Annotated in this window: 19 protein-coding genes; 14 read left to right on the forward strand and 5 right to left on the reverse strand. The window is 72.1% G+C overall.

Going from position 1 to position 16,487, the window contains the following annotated elements; genetic code table 11:
• Positions 1-276: 276 nt before the first annotated feature.
• The 4 genes from GVN67_RS13935 to GVN67_RS13950 all read left to right on the forward strand — a co-directional run bounded on the left by GVN67_RS13935 (position 277) and on the right by GVN67_RS13950 (position 4,028).
• Positions 277-1,299, forward strand: a complete 1,023-nt coding sequence (locus GVN67_RS13935; protein ID WP_159996907.1) for an amino acid ABC transporter substrate-binding protein — start codon at positions 277-279, stop codon at positions 1,297-1,299.
• Between the two features lie 148 nt (positions 1,300-1,447).
• Complete coding sequence (locus tag GVN67_RS13940; RefSeq protein ID WP_159996909.1) at positions 1,448-2,476, forward strand: histone deacetylase family protein; 1,029 nt, start codon at positions 1,448-1,450, stop codon at positions 2,474-2,476.
• A complete protein-coding gene (locus tag GVN67_RS13945) occupies positions 2,473-3,108 on the forward strand; it encodes a TetR/AcrR family transcriptional regulator (protein WP_159996911.1) in 636 nt (211 codons plus the stop codon). Before GVN67_RS13940 ends, GVN67_RS13945 begins: the two co-directional genes overlap by 4 nt.
• Complete coding sequence (locus GVN67_RS13950; RefSeq protein WP_159996913.1) at positions 3,105-4,028, forward strand: aminotransferase class IV; 924 nt, start codon at positions 3,105-3,107, stop codon at positions 4,026-4,028. Before GVN67_RS13945 ends, GVN67_RS13950 begins: the two co-directional genes overlap by 4 nt.
• A gap of 4 nt (positions 4,029-4,032) precedes the next feature.
• Here the strand turns inward: GVN67_RS13950 and GVN67_RS13955 are convergent, their stop codons facing one another.
• The 3 genes from GVN67_RS13955 to GVN67_RS13965 all read right to left on the reverse strand — a co-directional run bounded on the left by GVN67_RS13955 (position 4,033) and on the right by GVN67_RS13965 (position 6,428).
• Entirely contained in the window at positions 4,033-4,842 is an 810-nt protein-coding gene (locus GVN67_RS13955) for an NADPH-dependent oxidoreductase (RefSeq protein ID WP_159996915.1), read from the reverse strand.
• Positions 4,843-4,959: 117 nt separating this feature from the next.
• Entirely contained in the window at positions 4,960-5,958 is a 999-nt protein-coding gene (locus GVN67_RS13960; protein WP_159996917.1) for a tripartite tricarboxylate transporter substrate binding protein, read from the reverse strand.
• A gap of 32 nt (positions 5,959-5,990) precedes the next feature.
• Positions 5,991-6,428, reverse strand: coding sequence for a type II 3-dehydroquinate dehydratase (locus GVN67_RS13965; RefSeq protein WP_159996919.1), 438 nt, complete (start codon positions 6,426-6,428; stop codon positions 5,991-5,993).
• A 170-nt stretch (positions 6,429-6,598) separates the two neighbouring features.
• Here GVN67_RS13965 and GVN67_RS13970 point away from each other — a divergent pair, with 170 nt between their 5' ends.
• From GVN67_RS13970 to GVN67_RS13980, 3 genes are read left to right on the forward strand one after another with little or no spacing between them, the layout of a single operon-like run.
• A complete protein-coding gene (locus GVN67_RS13970) occupies positions 6,599-7,318 on the forward strand; it encodes a GntR family transcriptional regulator (RefSeq protein ID WP_159996921.1) in 720 nt (239 codons plus the stop codon).
• A 27-nt stretch (positions 7,319-7,345) separates the two neighbouring features.
• Positions 7,346-7,681 carry a multidrug efflux SMR transporter gene (locus GVN67_RS13975; RefSeq protein WP_159996923.1) on the forward strand — a complete coding sequence of 112 codons (336 nt, stop codon included), beginning with the start codon at positions 7,346-7,348 and terminating at the stop codon, positions 7,679-7,681.
• 40 nt (positions 7,682-7,721) lie between these two features.
• On the forward strand, positions 7,722-8,612 hold the full coding sequence (locus GVN67_RS13980; RefSeq protein ID WP_159996925.1) for an alpha/beta fold hydrolase: 891 nt from the start codon (positions 7,722-7,724) through the stop codon (positions 8,610-8,612).
• Here GVN67_RS13980 and GVN67_RS13985 read toward each other — a convergent pair.
• Together GVN67_RS13985 and GVN67_RS13990 are read right to left on the reverse strand one after the other, a co-directional pair.
• Positions 8,609-8,932: a hypothetical protein gene (locus GVN67_RS13985; RefSeq protein WP_159996927.1), complete on the reverse strand. Its 324-nt coding sequence runs from the start codon at positions 8,930-8,932 to the stop codon at positions 8,609-8,611. The two genes, GVN67_RS13980 and GVN67_RS13985, sit on opposite strands and share 4 nt — an antisense overlap.
• Before the next feature lie 111 nt (positions 8,933-9,043).
• Positions 9,044-10,447 carry an amidase gene (locus GVN67_RS13990; RefSeq protein WP_159996929.1) on the reverse strand — a complete coding sequence of 468 codons (1,404 nt, stop codon included), beginning with the start codon at positions 10,445-10,447 and terminating at the stop codon, positions 9,044-9,046.
• Positions 10,448-10,626: 179 nt separating this feature from the next.
• On the opposite strand from GVN67_RS13990, the gene GVN67_RS13995 reads away from it, so the two are divergent.
• From GVN67_RS13995 to GVN67_RS30445, 7 genes are all read left to right on the forward strand, one after another.
• Positions 10,627-11,172 carry an MbcA/ParS/Xre antitoxin family protein gene (locus tag GVN67_RS13995; RefSeq protein ID WP_235035297.1) on the forward strand — a complete coding sequence of 182 codons (546 nt, stop codon included), beginning with the start codon at positions 10,627-10,629 and terminating at the stop codon, positions 11,170-11,172.
• Entirely contained in the window at positions 11,169-11,852 is a 684-nt protein-coding gene (locus GVN67_RS14000; protein ID WP_200845255.1) for an RES family NAD+ phosphorylase, read from the forward strand. Before GVN67_RS13995 ends, GVN67_RS14000 begins: the two co-directional genes overlap by 4 nt.
• 45 nt (positions 11,853-11,897) lie before the next feature.
• Complete coding sequence (locus tag GVN67_RS14005; RefSeq protein ID WP_159996987.1) at positions 11,898-13,193, forward strand: NCS2 family permease; 1,296 nt, start codon at positions 11,898-11,900, stop codon at positions 13,191-13,193.
• A 340-nt stretch (positions 13,194-13,533) separates the two neighbouring features.
• A complete protein-coding gene (locus tag GVN67_RS14010; RefSeq protein ID WP_159996931.1) occupies positions 13,534-14,583 on the forward strand; it encodes a sensor histidine kinase in 1,050 nt (349 codons plus the stop codon).
• Positions 14,583-14,996: a hypothetical protein gene (locus GVN67_RS14015; protein ID WP_159996933.1), complete on the forward strand. Its 414-nt coding sequence runs from the start codon at positions 14,583-14,585 to the stop codon at positions 14,994-14,996. The genes GVN67_RS14010 and GVN67_RS14015 overlap by 1 nt, the downstream gene beginning before the upstream one ends.
• Complete coding sequence (locus tag GVN67_RS14020; protein ID WP_159996935.1) at positions 14,996-15,763, forward strand: Crp/Fnr family transcriptional regulator; 768 nt, start codon at positions 14,996-14,998, stop codon at positions 15,761-15,763. Before GVN67_RS14015 ends, GVN67_RS14020 begins: the two co-directional genes overlap by 1 nt.
• Before the next feature lie 128 nt (positions 15,764-15,891).
• The gene (locus GVN67_RS30445) at positions 15,892-16,482 is read left to right on the forward strand and encodes a hypothetical protein (RefSeq protein WP_159996937.1); all 591 of its coding nucleotides are present in this window, start codon (positions 15,892-15,894) and stop codon (positions 16,480-16,482) included.
• The last annotated feature ends 5 nt before the right edge of the window (positions 16,483-16,487 follow it).

Consider the following 16,487-nt stretch of genomic DNA (forward strand, 5'->3'; position numbering starts at 1 on the left):
GGGCGGGGGCGGGTCCGCTTCAGCTTCCACGGTTACAATGGCGCGGCGGATCTCGCCCGCATCCTGCAGGAATTTCCGGCGCTGTGGCAGGAGGCGCAAGCCCAGGCGGCATGACACCGGCCCGGCGTGGGTGATTCGCTGGGCAACCGGCGAAAAACTGCCCAAAGCGCCGCCAGCCCGCGGTCTGGCGGCGGCATTTCGCCCGGTGGCGCGGCTTGCGGGCAGGGGGTGCTGCGGCGGAAGCTGCGGCCCTGGCCACCTGATTGGGAGACCGCCGTGTTCCGACCCTTCGCTGCGCTGCTCGGCGCCTTTGCCACCTTCGGCGTCGCCGCCGCTGTCCAGGCGCAGCCTGTGGCCGACACGGTCGCCACCATCCGCGCCCGTGGCGAGCTGGTCTGCGGCGTCACCGGCGTCACCGCCGGCTTCAGCCTGCCCGACAGCCAGGGCGTGATGCGCGGGCTGGACGCCGATGGCTGCCGCCAGGTCGCCGCCGCCATCCTGGGCGACGGCAACAAGGTGCGCTTCGTGCTGACCACCTCGCAGAACCGCTTCCCGGCGCTGCAATCCGGCGAAGTCGACATGCTGGTGCGCAACACCACCTGGACGCTGGGGCGCGAGGCGGCGCTGGGCCTCGAATTCGCCTCGATCAACTTCTATGACGGCACCGGCTTCATGGTGAAGAAGTCGCTCGGCGTCACCTCGGCCAGGCAGCTGGACGGCGCCTCGGTCTGCGTGCAGCCGGGCAGCACCACCGAGCTGAACCTGACCGATTATTTCCGCGCCAACAAGCTGCGGCTGAACCCGCTGGTCATCGAGAATCTCGAGGAGCTGCGCAGCGCCTTCATCAATGGCCGCTGCGACGTCTTCACCACCGACGCCTCGTCGCTGGCCGCCTTCCGCTTCTCGCAGGGCGCCAATGCCGAGCAGTATCTGCTGCTGCCCGAGATCATCTCGAAGGAGCCGCTGGGGGCTGCCGTGCGCAAGGGCGACTGGAAGTTCTTCGACATCGTCCGCTGGGCGCATTTCGCCGGCCTGACCGCCGAGGAGATGGGCATCACCCAGGCCAATGTCATGAGCTTCGCCGACAACCAGAACCCCGACGTGCAGCGCTTCATGGGCCGCAGCGGCGACCTGGGCAAGATGCTGGGCCTGGCGCCGGACTGGGCGGTGAATGTCATCAAGTCGGTCGGCAATTTCGGCGAGATGTGGGAGCGCAGCATCACCCCGCTCGGCGTGCAGCGCGGCATCAACAACCTCTGGACCAAGGGTGGCCTGCAATACGCCCCCCCGATGCGGTGATTTTCTAAGGGGTCCGACATGGGGTCCTGGGAAACCAGGGCCCCTTTTTTTGTACCCGAAGAAGCCGAACTGATTCGGTCATGATTCCGCTTGACCGTTGGCGAGGCCACGTGGGACGGTCCAAAACCGGAAGAAAATCGGATTTGGCATGAAGGTCCTGTTCAGCCCGCGCCACGCCCTGCACGCGCCGAAGCGGGTGATGCGGCTGGGCGGTTTCTCCGCCGGGCGCGACGTGCCGGAGCGGGCCGAGCAGCTGCTGGCCACCGTGCGCGCCGGCGGCCACGAGATCTGTGACGCCGCCGAACATGGCCGCGGCCCGGTCGCCGCCGTGCACACGCCGGAATATCTCGACTTCCTCGAGACCGCGCATCGCGACTGGACCGCCTTGCCCGGCGCCTCGGATGAAGTGCTGCCCTCGCATTTCCCGGTGCGCGGCATGGTCGGCGGCTATCCGCGCTCGGTGGTGGGGCGCGCCGGATACCACATGCATGACCAGCTGGCGCCGATCGGGCCGGGCACTTTCGACGCGGCCCTGGCCTCGGCCAATCTGGCGGCGGATGCGGCGGCGCGGCTGCTGGCCGGCGAGCGCGTCCTCTACGCGCTGTGCCGCCCCTCCGGCCACCATGCCTATGCCGATATGGGCGGCGGGGCGACCTATCTGAACAATGCCGCCATCGCCGCGCAGGCCCTGCGGCAGCGGATGCGCCGCGTCGCGGTGATCGACATCGATGTCCACCACGGCAACGGCACCCAGGGCATCTTCTACGGCCGCGACGATGTTCTGTTCGTCTCGCTGCATCGCGACCCGGTCGACTACCATCCCTACACGGTCGGCTATGCGCATGAGCGGGGGGAGGGCGCTGGGCTCGGCCACAACCTCAACCTGCCGCTGCCGGCCATGGCGCAGGACGCCGCCTATCTCGAGGCTTTGGAAGTCGCCTGCCGCCGCATCGACAGCTTCGCGCCGGAAGCGCTGGTGGTCTCGCTCGGCTTCGACGCGCATGCCGAGGATCCGAGCCAGGGGCTGGCGCTCAGTTTTTCTGCGTTCCGCGCCATCGGCGAGCGGCTGGCGCGGCTCGGCCTGCCGACGGCGCTGGTGCAGGAGGGCGGCTATGCCGTCGGCAATCTCGGCCAGTGCCTGACGGAATTCTTCGCCGGCTTCGAGGGCGCGGCATGAGCGCGGCGCCGCGCCAGGCGCGCGGGCTGGCCCGGCTGGAGGTGATCCTCGATGCCGGCGATGCGGTGATCCAGCGTCGCGCCAGCACCGAGCTCAGCCTGCAGGAGGTCGCCGCCGAGGCCGGGCTGCCGGTCGCCTCGGTCTATCACTATTTCCAGGGCAGCCAGGCGCTGCTGCTGGCCCTGGCGCAGCGCTACATGCAGGGCTTCGAGGCGCTGGCCGAAAGCCGTGTCGACCCCGGCAAGATCGACAGCTGGGCCGATCTGTCGCAGCTGCATGCCGAGCGGTCGCTGGCCTTCTACCGCGCGCATCCGGTGGCCATGCGGCTGCTGCTGGGCCCCGAGAGCGGCTGGCAGATCCGCGCCGCCGACCTCGCCGCCAACCGCCGCATCGGCGCCATCCAGTATCGCCGGCTGCTGTCCTTCTTCCAGGTCGCCGGGAGCGAGACGCTGGAGCGCGCCTTCACCACCTCGGTCACCATCGGCGACGCCGTCTGGGCGCTGGGCTTCGCGGAAGACGGCGATGTCTCGCCGGCGCGGGCCGAAGAGTCGCTGCGGGCGCGGCTGGCCTATCTGCGCCTCCATCTCGGCGAGATCATCGAGAAACGCGAAACCCCCGGAGCGGAAGCATGAGCGCGAACCCCTTTGCCGACGGCGCTGCCTATGTGAAGGGGCGCTTCGTGCCCTTCGCCGAGGCCAGCATCCCCGTCACCGACTGGGGCTTCACCCGGTCGGATGTCGTCTATGACGTCGTCCATGTCTTCCAGGGCGGCTTCTTCCGGCTCGACGACCACCTGGACCGGTTCGAACGCGCCATGCAGCGTCGGCGCCTTGCTCCGCCCGAGGACCGCGCGGCGATCGAGGCGGTGCTGCATCGCTGCGTCGCGCTCTCCGGGCTGCAGGATGCCTATGTCGCCATGGTGACCAGCCGCGGCAAGCCGAAGGTCGCGGGGTCGCGCCGCCCGGCTGATTGCGAGAACCACCTGATCGCCTATGCCATCCCCTGGATCGACGTGATCCCGAAGGATGTGCAGGAGCGCGGCGCGCATCTGTGGATCGCGGGCACGCCGCGGGTGCCGGATGCCTCGGTCGATCCGACGGTGAAGAACTACCAGTGGAACGACCTGACCTCCGGGCTGATGGAGGCGCATGACGAAGGCTATGACACCGCCGTGCTGTGCGATGCCGCCGGCTACGTCACCGAAGGCCCTGGCTTCAACATCTTCATGGTCAAGGATGGCCGGGTGCTGACGCCGGATCGCGGCAGCCTGCAGGGGATCACCCGGCGCTCGGTGCTGGAGCTGTGCGAGCAGCTCGGCATTCCTGCCGAGATCGCGCCAATCACCCGCGAGCTGTTCGAAGATGCCGACGAGATCTTCGCCGCCACCACGGCAGGCGGCGTCATGCCGGTGTCGCGGCTGGGCAAGCGCATCATGGGCAACGATCGCCCGGGGCCGCTGTCGCGGCAGCTAAAAGAGACCTATTGGCGCCGCCATGCCGAGGGGTGGCACCGGACACCGGTGCGACCGCTCGAGGACATGGCGGCGGAGTAGAAAACTACTTCAGGCCGAAGCCCAGCGTCGTCAGGGCCGCCCGCATGCGGTCGCGCCCCGACAGGGCGGCGGCATCGGCCAGGCGGGACAGCATGCGCGGCACCCAGCGCTGGCTGCCCTGGCCGACGCGGGTGGAGAATTCCTCCATGGCGGCGTCGTAGCGGGTGACGGCGGCAGCATCGGCGGGCTCGGCGCGGTAGGTCTCGTGGTGCAGCACCACCGATTGCGGCAGGCGCGGCTTGACGGCGCTGTGCGGGCCTTGCACCGGCCAGCCCACGCCCATGCCGAACAGCCCCATGGCGCCGGGCGGCAGGCCGAGCTCCGCCGCCACCGGCTCGGGCTGGTTGCGCAGGGCGCCGATGTAGCAGGTGCCGAGGCCCAGCGCCTCGGCGGCGATGGTGGCGTTCTGCGCCGCCAGCGCCGCGTCGATGGCGGCGACCATGAAGGATTCGAGATAGTCGAGGCCGCTCAGGTCCTGGCCCTGCGCGGCGCCGAGGGCGCGGTTGCGCGACAGGTCGGCGACCCAGACCAGGAAGAGCGGCGCCTCGGCGACGAAGCCCTGGCCGGCGGCCAGGCCGGCCAGGCGGGCGCGGCGGGCCGGGTCGGTGACGGCGATGACGCTCCAGCTTTGCAGGTTGGAGGAGGTGGCGGCGGATTGCGCCGCGGCGACCAGGGTTTCGACCAGGTTCTCGGGCAGGGCGCGGCCGGTGTCGAAGCGTCGGACGGTGCGGTGCTGCAGCAGCGCGTCGATGGTGGGGTTGTGCAGGATGGCGCTGGGGGCGTCGCCGGCGGCGTAGCGTTGTGCGAGGGACATGGGGGCGGGCTCCGGTAGATGTTCCGCCGCAGGCTAAGCGTAGCTCCTGCCAAGGCCAATGGAGAGAAAGAAAAGAAGGGGGTCCGGGGGAATTCATTCCCCCGGCGCTTGCTGTTGCTACTCGGCGCGGATGTTGCGCTTGCGGATGAGGGCGCCCCAGCGCTCCCCTTCGGCGGCGAGATAGGCGGGGAAGGCTTCGGCGCTGCCACCGATCACGTCGATCGAGGCGGCGTCGAGCTTGCCGCGCATGCCGGGGTCCTTCAGCGCCGCGGCGGCGGCTTCCGACAGCTTCGCCACGATGGCGGGCGGCGTGCCGGCCGGGGCGAAGAAGCCGAAGTCGTTGGTGGCGTGGTAGCCGGCCAGCCCGCTTTCGACGAGCGTCGGCACGGTGGGCGCCTTGGGGTCGCGGGCGCGGCTGGTCACCGCCAGGCCGCGCAGCTCGCCCGAGGCCAGGTAGGGCAGGGCGGTCACGGAATCGACGAAGCCCATGCTGGTCTCCTTGGCCAGGATCGCCTGCAGCGCCAGGCCGCCGGAGCGGTAGGGGACGTGCAGCATCTCGATCCCCGCCATGTCCAGCATCAGCTCCGGCGCCAGCTGCCCGACCGTGCCGGCGCCCGGCGAGGCGTAGGACAGTTTCGCGGGCTCGGCCTTGGCGGCGGCGACCAATCCAGCGAAATCGCGGATCGGGCTGCTGGCGGGGACGCAGATGAACATGGCGTTGCTCGCCAGCAGCGAGATCGGCGCGAAGGCGGTGGCCGGGTCATAGGGCAGCGGGCTGAACAGGAAGGGGGCCAGGGCGAAGGTGCCGGTCGGCGCCACGTCCAGGGTGTAGCCATCGGGGCGGGCGCGGGCGAGGGTCGCATGGCCGACCGTGCCGCTGCCGCCGGCGCGGTTCTCGACGACGAAGCTGCCGCCGAGCGAGGCCGACAGCGCCTGTGCCAGCAGCCGCGCCACGAAGTCGGTGGAGCCGCCGGGGGCGAAGGGCACGATCACGGTGACGGCGCGGCTGGGATAGGGCGGCGTGCCTTGCGCGAGCGCCGGAGCCGCGAGCCCCGCCAGCGACGCGCCCAGCAGCATGCGCCGGCCGATGCCGTTCTTCTCTTCGATCTTGTTCATTGGGACGTTCCTCGGGGTGGCTTCGAAAGACTCTAGGCGTCGGCAAGAAGATCCAGCATCGCCGTGACCGCCGTCGCATAGCCGCGCGCGCCGAGGCCGGCGATCACCGCCGTCGCCACGCCGGAGACCAGCGAATGCTGGTGCAGCGCGTCGCGGCGGTGGATGTTGGAGATATGCAGCTCGATGATCGGCTGCGGCACCATGCGCAGCGCATCGACCAGCGGGATGGAGCGGAAGGACAGGCCGGCCGGGTTGATGATCAGCCCGTCGGCCGGCGCGTCGATCGCCGCGTGGATCCAGTCGATCAGCTGGCCTTCCCAATTGGTCTGGCGGAAGACGATCTCCGCCGCGCCGGCCGCGGTGCGGCACAGGGCCTCGACCTCGGCGAGGGTGGTGCGGCCGTAGATCTCGGGCTCGCGCTGGCCCAGCCGGTTCAGGTTGGGGCCGTTCAGGACATGGATGACAGGCAAGGCGAGGCTCCCTCGGCGCTTCTAAGCCCCAGGCTGGCTCATGACGGCATCGGAATCAACATCGGAATCACGAATCATCCGATGATTCGCCAAAAGACGGATGATAATGCCACCATCTTGCGCTGCGCCGCGCCCGGTGCATGCTGGGCGCGCGCCGGGGAGGGCGATGGATGGACGAGCAGACCGTGGGGGAGGGCGCCTATCGCCGCATCCGCGCCGATATCCTGTTCGGCCGGCTGGCGCCCGGGCAGCGGCTGGGGCTGGACGCCATGCGCGAACGCTACGGCGCCAGCGTCAGCACCTTGAGAGAGCTGCTCAGCCGGCTGAGCTCGGAAGCCCTGGTGGTGGCCGAGGGCCAGCGCGGCTTCGAGGTCGCCCCGGTCTCGGCCGAGGATTTTCGTGAGGTCGCGGCGCTGCGCCTGCTGCTGGAACAGCATGCGCTGCAGGAAAGCTTCGCCGCCGGCGGGCTGGAATGGGAAGGGCGCGTGGTCGCCGCGCATCACAAGCTGGCGGCGCTGGAACGCGCGCTGCTGGCGGGCGACGCCGCCGAGCCCGCGCAATGGAAGCGCTATGACTGGGAATTCCACCATGCGCTGATCTCGGCCTGCGGCTCGCGGGCGCTGCTGCAGGCGCATTCGGCGGTCTATGACCGCTACCTGCGCTACCAGATGGTGGCCGTCATCTTCCGCGGCGCCATCGCGGCGGAAGAGCACCAGCGGCTGCTGGAGCATGCCCTGGCCCGCGACGTGGCCGCCGCCCAGGCGGTGCTGCGCGCCCATGTCGATGGCTGCGTCGACCAAGTGCTGGCCGCCGGCCTGCTCGACCCCTTCACCGGGGCGCCGGCGGCCGCCGAGGCGCCGCCCCGCCGCAAGCGCGCGCCCTTGCGGTAGGCGCGCGGCTGCGGCAGGAGGGCGGGCATGAGCATCTCCTACCTGTGGCTCGCCATCGCCATCGTGGCGGAGGTGGCGGCGACCTCGGCGCTGAAGGCGGCCGACGGCTTCACCAAGCTGGTGCCCAGCGTGATCACCGTGGTGGGCTATGCCATCGCCTTCCTCTGCCTGTCGCTGACGCTGCGCACCATCCCGGTCGGCATCACCTATGCCATCTGGTCCGGCGTCGGCATCGTGCTGATCTCGGCGGTGGCCTGGGTCTGGTACCGGCAGAGCCTGGACCTGCCGGCGATGATCGGCATGGGGCTGATCATGGCGGGGGTGCTGGTGATCAATCTTTTCTCCCGCACCGCCGGGCATTGACCGCGCTACCCTCCCACCCCCCAGGGGAGGAGAGGTCGCGGTGAACACCATCCAGGCCGGCGCGCTGCAGGTCGCCTATGCCGAGCACGGCCCGCCGGATGGCTGGCCGGTCCTGCTGCTGCACGGCTTCCCCTACGACATCCGCGCCTATGACGCGGTGGCGCCGATCCTGGCCGCGGCCGGCGCCCGGGTGATCGTGCCCTATCTGCGCGGCTATGGGCCGACGCGGTTCCTGGCGGCGACGACGCCGCGCTCCGGCCAGCAGGCGGCGCTGGGGGACGACCTGCGGGCGCTGCTGGCGGCGCTGGATCTCGGGCCGGCGGTGCTGGCAGGCTATGACTGGGGTGGCCGCGCCGCCTGCATCGCCGCGGCGCTGTGGCCCGAGCGGGTGGCCGGGCTGGTCTCGCAGAACGGCTATAACATCCAGGATATATCATCCAGCCTGCAGCCGGCGGCGCCGGAGGCCGAGCTGCGCCACTGGTATCAGTACTATCTCCATGGCAAGCGCGGCGCCCGCGGCCTGGCCGAAAACCGCCGCGACTTCTGCCGGCTGCTGTGGCGGCTGTGGTCGCCGCCCTGGCGCTTCGCGGAGGCCGACTTCGCCGCGACCGCCGAAAGCTTCGACAATCCCGACTTCGTCGCCGTGGTGGTGCATTCCTACCGGCACCGCTTCGGCCTGGTGGCCGGCGACCCGGCGCTGGAGGCGATCGAGCGGCAGCTGGCGGCCCGGCCGCCGATCGCCGTGCCCAGCATCACCCTGGATGGCGATGCCGACGGGGTGATGGCCCCGGGCGGCACCGCGCGTCACGCCCGGCATTTCACCGGGCCGCACCGGCATCGGGTCATCCCCGGCGGCGGCCACAACCTGCCGCAGGAAAAGCCCGAGGCTTTCGCCGCGGCGATCCTCGATGTCCGGAACGGGACGCTTTAGCCGCGCTTCTGCCAGGAGCGCATCATGCGCTGCAGCCGGGCGGCGGCGGCGACCGGGCAGGCCAACGTCGCGCGCGGCGTCTCGGGCAGGGTGGGGCCGGGGCCATAAAGGCCGAAGCCGGCGCCGTCGCGCCATTCGACGGCGGGGGTCATGCCCTCGGCCGCCAGCTCGATCCACCACTGGCCGAGATGGCCCGGCCCCTCGACCGACAGGCGCAGGTCAGGGACCAGCCGGAAGATCTCGGCGACGAAATCGACCAGGACCAGCGGGGCCTGGGCTTGCAGGGCGGGCAGGGTGGCTTCGGCGCCGTCGAAAGGCATGGCAGGCGAGTCCGGTTGGGGGCGAGGCCGATCCTGCCACCGGCTTCGGGCGCAAGATGGGCGCCTGATGCCGCAATTGTGACATATTCGGCCTCGCTCAAGCTGACCGGGTCAGAAGCCGTCGAAGGCGGGCAGGTGCCAGTCGCGGCTGGCCTCATAGGCGCGGGCGGCGGCCAGCACCGCGGCCTCGGCGCGCTGGGGACCCACGATCTGCAGCCCGATCGGCAGGCCGCTGCCAGAAAGGCCGCAGGGGATCGAGGCGGCCGGCTGGGCGGTCAGGTTGAAGGGGAAGGTGAAGGGGGTCCAATCCGCCCGCCATTCCCCGCCCGTGTCGCCCGGGAAGTCGAGCCCGACCGGGAAGGCGGTGCCCGGCATCGAGGGCAGCAGCAGCAGGGAATGTTTTTCGTGCAGCGCCCGCATCCGCGCGCCGAGCTCGCCCCGCGCCACATGCAGCGCCCGGGCATAGTCCAGCCCGGACAGCCGCGCCCCGTCATCGGCAATGATCAGCAGGCCGGGATCGACCAGTTCGCGCTGCGCCGCGGTCATCGGCGCGATGGCGCTGGCCAGCGTCACCGAGAGGATCGCGTAGTAGGTGTCGGCGCCGCCGGGCAGGTCGAGCTCGATCTCTTCCACGATCGCGCCCAGCTCGGCAAATTTTTGCGCGGCGGCTGCCACCGCGGCGGCGACCTCGGCCTCGACCGGCGCGCCGGAGATGGTGCGGGCGAAGGCGATGCGCTGCCCCGCCACGCCGGCGTCCAGCCCCGACAGCAGGTCGAGCCCCGGCTCCGGCAGCGCCATCCAGTCGCGAGAATCGTCGCCGGCGATGACCTGCAGCATCAGCGCCGCGTCGCGCACCGTCCGCGTCAAAGGCCCGGCCCCCGGCAGCGAACCGGCAAAGCCCTGCGGCGCGGCGGGGACGCGGCCATAGCCCGGCTTGATGCCGAAGATCCCGCAATAGCTCGCCGGAATGCGGATCGAGCCGCCGCCATCGCTGCCCAGATGCAGCGGCCCCATGGCGGCCGCCGCCGCCGCCCCGGCGCCGCAGCTCGACCCGCCGGTGGTCATCGCCGTGTTCCAGGGATTGCGGGTGATGCCGGTCAGCGGATTGTCGCTGACGCCCTTGTGGCCGAATTCGGTGGTGGTGGTCTTGCCCAGCAGCACGGCGCCGGCCTCGCGCAGCCGGGCGACCGGCGGCGCGTCGACCGCCATGTCCTGCGCGCGCGGCACGGTCTTCGACCCCTTCATCGTCGGCCAGCCGCGGGTGAGGAACAGATCCTTCACGCTGGCGGGGACGCCATCCAGCGGGCCGCAGGGGGTGCCGGCCTGCCAGCGCGCTTCCGACAGGCGGGCGGCTTCCAGGGCGGCCTCGCCATCGACCAGGCAGAAGGCGTTCAGCACCGGATCGATCGCGGCGATGCGGTCGAGGCAGGCGCGGGTCACCTCCACCGGCGACAGGCTTCGGGCGCGATAGCCGTCCAGCAGGGCGGTGGCGGGCAGGCGGAACAGCTCGGTCATCGGCGGTGGTCTTCCTCAGGGCTTTCGGCGGCGGCGCCCAGGCTCGGGCCGGGCACCTGCACCGGTCAAGCCACCCGCTCCCTGCCCCAGAAAATCCTTGCATCCCCCGGCCTTCGTCCCGATATGGTCATCGTCCAGATCGGGTCGCCACCAGGGCCCGCAGCCGAGGGAGCGACACCATGGGCCCCATCGCGATGCTGACCACCCGCCCGGCCCCGACGCCCGCCGGGATCGCTGGCGGCCCCGACCGGCTGGACGCCGCCCGCTTCGCCCCCGCCGAGCGCCGCCGCCTCTCCGCCCCCGGGCTGCGCACCTTCCTGGCCATCGCCGATCTCTGGGGGCTGGACGAGACCGAGCGGCGGCTGGTGCTCGGCCTGCCGCCGCGCTCGACCTTCCAGAAATGGGCCCGCACGGCGCGGGAGCATGGCGAGCTCACCCTCGATGTCGACGTGCTGCTGCGGATTTCAGCCGTGCTCGGCATCCACCAGGCCCTGGGCGTGCTGCATGCGGCGGAGCATGACGGCATCGCCTGGCTGCGCCGCCCGCATGCGGCGACGGTGTTCGGCGGCCGCCCGCCGATCGAGCTGCTGACCTTCGGCACCCAGGACGCGCTGCTGACGCTCCGCCGCTATCTCGACGCGGCGCGCGGCGGCATCTTCGCTGCCCCCGGCGGCGCCGATGACGCCGCGCCGCCGGCGACCGACGGGGATCTGGTCGTCACGTGACCCTGCCCGCCGGCCGCTACGGCCCCGCGCCGCATCCGACGCACCGGCTGATCCCCTCGCGCTTCCCGCCGATCGGGCTGTTCGACACGGTGGCCACGGCGGCCGATGCGCAGGCCGTGATGGATCTGGCCGGCTGGACCAATGACCGGCTGGTGGTCGAGCGGCTGCGCCGCCTGCCCGAGGCCGAATGGGTGCAGGGCCGCGCCAATGCCAGCGTGGTCATGGCCAGCTTCCTGCACGTGCCGCTGCAGGGCGCGCGCTTCAACGACGCCACGCTCGGCGCCTGGTATGCGGCGGCGAGCCTGGCGACGGCGGCCTTCGAGGTCGGCCACCACCTGCGGCGCGAGGCGGTGGCGACCGGCCTGCCGCGGCTGTCGCGCCGCTATCGCGGCTACACCGCCCGCCTCGCCGGCGAGGCCTTTTTCGATCTCCGCGGCGCCCAGGCGGCATGGCCCGAGGTCTATCGCCCCGACAGCCATGCCGCCGGCCAGGCGCTGGGCGAGACGATCCGCGCCGCAGGCGGCGATGGGCTTCTGTATGACAGCCTGCGCCATGCCGGCGGCACCTGCATCGCGGCGCTGCGGCCGAGCCAGGTGCTGCAGGTCACCCAGGCCGACCATTGGGAGGTCACCGTCGAGCCCGGCTCGCCGCAAGTCCGATTGCATCGCCTGACCGGCTGACGGCCGCGCGTTACACTGCGCCGCATCATCTCGATCAGGAGTCGCATCGTGGAGCGCTATTTCGGCCTGGCGGCCCTCGGCAGCACGCCGCGCCGCGAGGGGCTGGCCGGCCTCGCGACCTTCATGACCATGGCCTATATCATCGTGGTCAACCCGGCGATGATGGCGGATGCCGGCATCGATGCCGGCGCCGCCTTCGTCGCCACCTGCCTGTCGGCGGCCATCGGCTCGGCGCTGATGGGGTTCTGGGCGCGCATGCCGGTGGCCATGGCGCCGGGCATGGGGCTGAACGCCTATTTCGCCTATACCGTCGTGGCCGGCATGGGCATGCCCTGGCAGGTGGCGCTGGGCGCCGTCTTCCTGTCCGGGCTGCTGTTCTTCCTGGTCTCGCTGACCCGCTTCCGCGAATGGCTGATCGTCGCCATCCCGCTGTCGATGAAGCTGGGCATCGGCGCCGGCATCGGGCTGTTCCTCGGCCTGCTGGGGCTGCGCGGCATGGGCATCGTGGTCGACAGCCCGGCGACGCTGGTCACCCTCGGGTCCCTCTCGGCGCCGGCCACGCTGCTCTCCTGCCTGGGCTTCCTGCTGATGGCCGGGCTGGTGGCGCGCGGCATCAGCGCCGGCATCGTCATCGGCATCCTGGTGGTGGCGGCGCTGGGCATTCCGCTCGGCCTGACCGAGCTGCGGGGCATCGTGGCCTGGCCGCCCTCGCTGGCGCCGAGCTTCTTTCAATTGGACATCTGGGGGGCGCTGACCCTGCCGGGCATGCCGGCGGTGGTCTTCACCTTCTTCCTGCTGACCCTGCTGGACGATGCCGGCACGCTGATCGCCACCACCCACCGCGCCGGGCTGATGCGGCCCGACGGCACGGTGCCGGGGCTGGGCCGCGCGCTGCAGGCCAATTCCGGCGGCGCGGTGATCGGCGCGGTGCTCGGCACCTCGACGGCAGTGCCCTATATCGAAAGCGCGGCGGGCATCCAGGCCGGCGGCCGCAGCGGGCTGACGGCGCTGGCGGTGGCGGCGCTGTTCCTGCTGGCGCTGTTCTTCGCGCCGCTGGCCACCAGCATCCCGGCCTTCGCCACCGCCCCTGCGCTGCTGCTGGTCGCGGGCATGATGGCGCAGTCCCTGCGCGACCTCGACTGGGACGACATCACCGAATACCTGCCGGCGATGATCACGGCGCTGGCCATGCCCTTCACCTTCTCGATCTCGACCGGGGTGGGCTTGGGCTTCATCGTCTATGTGGTGCTGAAGCTGGCCACCGGCCGCGTCGCTCAGGTCAATGGCGCCGTCTGGGTGCTGGCGGCGCTGTCGCTGCTGGAATTCGCCCTGCACGGCTGAAGCCGCGCCGGCGCCCGGGGGTCAAGGAACCGCCGGGCCCGCCGGCGGTCGCAGCGCCATGCGCCGCGCCGGGGACCGCATGGCGAAGTCGAAGCCGGCCCCGCGCCCCGCCTCCTTCAAATAAAGCGTGGCCGCACATCTTTGCCACCCGCGCGGCGTTTATCGCGCGGGACCGCATTGCTGCGCTGCATTGGTGCGGAACTGCACAGCTTCCGGCGAATTCAATCGGTGGTCTTAACATAGGTTGTTGCCGACCTTGCCGCCTTGCGGCAATCGCGATGCAGCGAGCGGCATCGTGGCCGTGGGCGGGCGGTCGTGACAGGGAGGAGATCAAGGCTGCATGACGCTCCCCGATACCGCGCCCCCGCATCCCCTGGCCCCCGCGGCGGTGGCGGCGCTGCTGCACCACTCGCCCGCGCTGCTGTTCCTGGCCGAGGGCGAGGACCTGGCCTGGCGCTACGTCACCCCCCGCTTCGCGACCCTGACCGGCGCCACGGCGGGGGCGGTGCTGGCCGCCGGCTGGCGCGACTTCTGCCACCCCCTCGACCTGCAGGCGCTGCTGGCCGCCTGGCAGGCGCGCCGCCCCGGCGATGGCCTGGCGCCGTCGCTGCCGCTGCGGCTGCGGGCGGCGGCGACGGCGCCGGCGGCCGATGGCTGGCACCGCTTCGACTGCCTGATCGAGCCGGCGCTGGGCGGCGGCTGGGCCGGCAGCCTGACCGATGCGCAGGGCCGGCACGACGCCGCCACCCGCCAGGCCCGGCTGCTGCTGGAGCTGCGCCGCCGGGCCAGCGGCGGGCTGGCGCTGATCCGCTCGATGGTCAGCCGCACGTTGGAGGCGAGCGGCGACACGGCGCATTTCGCCGCGCATCTGTCCGGCCGGCTGGGCGCGCTGAGCCGCATCCAGCTGCTGCTCGCCCGCCATGGCGACGCGCTGGCCTCGCTCGAGGAGATCGTGCGGGAAGAATTGCTGGCGCAAGCCGTGCACGAGGCGGCGGCGCTGGAGGTCGAGGGCCCCGAGGTGCTGCTGCCCGACGGCGCCGCCGCGGCGCTGGGCCTGGCGCTGCACGAGCTGGCGGTGAACGCCGCCAAGTTCGGCGCGCTGTCGCGCCCGCGCGGCCGCGTCGCCGTCACCTGGACCCGCCTGCCGGCGCTGGATGGCCAGCCGGAGCGGCTGCGGCTGCGCTGGCAGGAAAGCCCTGGCAGCGAGCCGCCGGTCGATGCGGCGGCGCGCCACCGCGGCTTCGGCCGCGAGCTGCTCGAACAAGGCCTGCCCTATGAGTTGGATGCCGTGACCCGCCTGGATTTCCTGGTCGATGGACTGCGCTGCGAGATTCTGTTCCCCCTGCCCCAGGGGGCCGCGCCGCCGCCGCCCGGCGAGGGCTGCGCGTGATGGATGATGCCCGCGAGCTCCGGCTGCTGGCCGGCCGTTCCATCCTGGTGGTGGAAGACCAGTACGTCATCGCCGAGGAGCTGGTGCAGCTGCTGCAGCGGCTGGGCGCCCGGGTGATCGGCCCCTTCGCCCGGGTCGATATCGACCTGGAGGCGCAGCCGCGCCCGGATGCGGCGCTGCTCGACATCCATCTGCGCGGCCGCCCGGTCTTCGCCCTGGCCGACCGGCTGCGCGCGGCCGGCGTGCCGATCCTGTTCCTGACCGGCTACGACGCCTCGGTGCTGCCGGCCGCCTATCAGGGCTGGCCCTGGCTGCCGAAGCCGGTCGATCTGCGCCGGCTGGTGGCGGCGCTGGCCGGGCTGCTGGAGCAGGCGCCCGACGCCCGCGCAGGCTCGACGGGGGAGGCGCGCTGATGCTGCCGGCACGGCTCCATCCGGGCGGCGTCGAGGCCGCGTCGCCCGGCGCCGAGGCGCAGCCGCTGCTGCGCCGCCTCGGCCGGCTGGCGACGCTGTCGCCGGCCGAGCAGGCGATGATCGCCGAGCTCGGCCGCGGCCCGCTGCGCGAGCTGCCGGCGCGCGCCGAGATCCACCCCGAGGGCGTCTGCCCGCCGCCGGCCGCGCTGCTGTCCGGCTGGGCCTGCCGCATCCGCATGCTGGCCGACGGGCGGCGGCAGATCGTGGCCTTCCTGCTGCCCGGCGACCTGATCGGCCGGCCGCCGCCCTGCCTGCCGGCGCCCTGCGCCGCGCTGGCGCTGACCCGGGTGCTGCTGGCCGATGCGCAGCCGCTCTTCGCCGCCGGCTTCGTGCATCACCCGCCGGTGCAGACCGGCCTCGGCCGGGCGCTGCGCGCCGCCGAGCTGCAGGAGGAGATCCTGCTGCGCGACCAGGTGGTGCGGCTGGGGCGGCAGACCGCCTATGAGCGGCTGGCCAGCCTGCTGCTGGAGCTGCGCCAGCGGCTGGAGATGGCGGGCCTCGCCCAGCCCGGCCGCTTCGCCCTGCCGCTGACGCAGGAGGTGCTGGCCGACGCGCTGGGGCTCAGCGTCGTGCACATCAACCGCACGGTGCAGCAGATGCGGCGCGACCGGCTGATCGAGCTGCGCGGCGGCCAGGTGATCATCCTGCAGCCCGAGGCGCTGCAATCGGTCGCCGACTGGCAGGACATTCCCGGCCTGCGCGACTGAACCCTCACGTTCCGGCGAGCCCGTAAAAAGCTAACAGATGTTAAGGCCGTTGCCGCGGGGCGCATGCCATGCTGACGCATGAGCAACGACGAAGAAGGGCGCGGTGAAGCGCTCTGTGGAGGCGCGGCATGAAGCCGTATGTCCCGCAGCGCCCCTGGCCGATGGCCGCGGGCGCGGCCGGCCGCTCCGGGGAGGCGGCCGGTTCGGTCCAGGGATCGGTCCAGGGATCGGTCCAGCCGGCGCGCGAGGTGGCCCTGCTGTCGGGGCTGCGGCGGGCGCAGGGCAGCCTCGAGGCGCTGGGCCAGGCCCTGCCCGGCTGGCACCACCTGGCGCATTCCCAGGCCCTGGCCGCGCATCTGGCCCTGCTGGAGGCGCTGGCGGCCGAGGCGCTGCACCGCGTCGACTTCATCCTGTCGCGGCTGGGCGCCGGCAGCGAGGCCGGCCCGGCCACCACCCCCGGCTGGATCGGCGCCGCCGAGCTGGCCTACCCAAAGGATTCCGACGCCGGCAGCGATGCCGCCCTGGCGGCGCTGGCGCATTGGGCGCTTGGCCGGCTGGCGGCGCGCGGCCTGGCGTTGGCGATGCTGGCGCATGAGGCCGGCGAGTACCAGGCGGCGCATCTGCTGCGCCTCTCGGTCGAGGAGGGGCGGGCGGTGGCGCGCGGCCTGGTGCCGCATCTGACGCCGCGGCGCACCCTGTCGGCGCCGCGGCTGCACTGAAGGGT

The organism is Roseomonas sp. 18066, from assembly GCF_902706185.1.
Lineage (GTDB): Bacteria > Pseudomonadota > Alphaproteobacteria > Acetobacterales > Acetobacteraceae > Pseudoroseomonas.

What these genes read in the sequence shown, in the direction of transcription:
- GVN67_RS13940 (WP_159996909.1), top strand. Translation starts at nt 1,448, where the DNA reads ATGAAGGTCCTGTTCAGCCCGCGCCACGCCCTGCACGCGCCGAAGCGG.
- GVN67_RS13945 (WP_159996911.1), top strand. Translation starts at nt 2,473, where the DNA reads ATGAGCGCGGCGCCGCGCCAGGCGCGCGGGCTGGCCCGGCTGGAGGTG.
- GVN67_RS13950 (WP_159996913.1), top strand. Translation starts at nt 3,105, where the DNA reads ATGAGCGCGAACCCCTTTGCCGACGGCGCTGCCTATGTGAAGGGGCGC.
- GVN67_RS13955 (WP_159996915.1), bottom strand. Translation starts at nt 4,842, where the DNA reads ATGTCCCTCGCACAACGCTACGCCGCCGGCGACGCCCCCAGCGCCATC.
- GVN67_RS13960 (WP_159996917.1), bottom strand. Translation starts at nt 5,958, where the DNA reads ATGAACAAGATCGAAGAGAAGAACGGCATCGGCCGGCGCATGCTGCTG.
- GVN67_RS13970 (WP_159996921.1), top strand. Translation starts at nt 6,599, where the DNA reads ATGGACGAGCAGACCGTGGGGGAGGGCGCCTATCGCCGCATCCGCGCC.
- GVN67_RS13975 (WP_159996923.1), top strand. Translation starts at nt 7,346, where the DNA reads ATGAGCATCTCCTACCTGTGGCTCGCCATCGCCATCGTGGCGGAGGTG.
- GVN67_RS13985 (WP_159996927.1), bottom strand. Translation starts at nt 8,932, where the DNA reads ATGCCTTTCGACGGCGCCGAAGCCACCCTGCCCGCCCTGCAAGCCCAG.
- GVN67_RS13990 (WP_159996929.1), bottom strand. Translation starts at nt 10,447, where the DNA reads ATGACCGAGCTGTTCCGCCTGCCCGCCACCGCCCTGCTGGACGGCTAT.
- GVN67_RS13995 (WP_235035297.1), top strand. Translation starts at nt 10,627, where the DNA reads ATGGGCCCCATCGCGATGCTGACCACCCGCCCGGCCCCGACGCCCGCC.
- GVN67_RS14010 (WP_159996931.1), top strand. Translation starts at nt 13,534, where the DNA reads ATGACGCTCCCCGATACCGCGCCCCCGCATCCCCTGGCCCCCGCGGCG.
- GVN67_RS14015 (WP_159996933.1), top strand. Translation starts at nt 14,583, where the DNA reads ATGGATGATGCCCGCGAGCTCCGGCTGCTGGCCGGCCGTTCCATCCTG.
- GVN67_RS14020 (WP_159996935.1), top strand. Translation starts at nt 14,996, where the DNA reads ATGCTGCCGGCACGGCTCCATCCGGGCGGCGTCGAGGCCGCGTCGCCC.
- GVN67_RS30445 (WP_159996937.1), top strand. Translation starts at nt 15,892, where the DNA reads ATGAAGCCGTATGTCCCGCAGCGCCCCTGGCCGATGGCCGCGGGCGCG.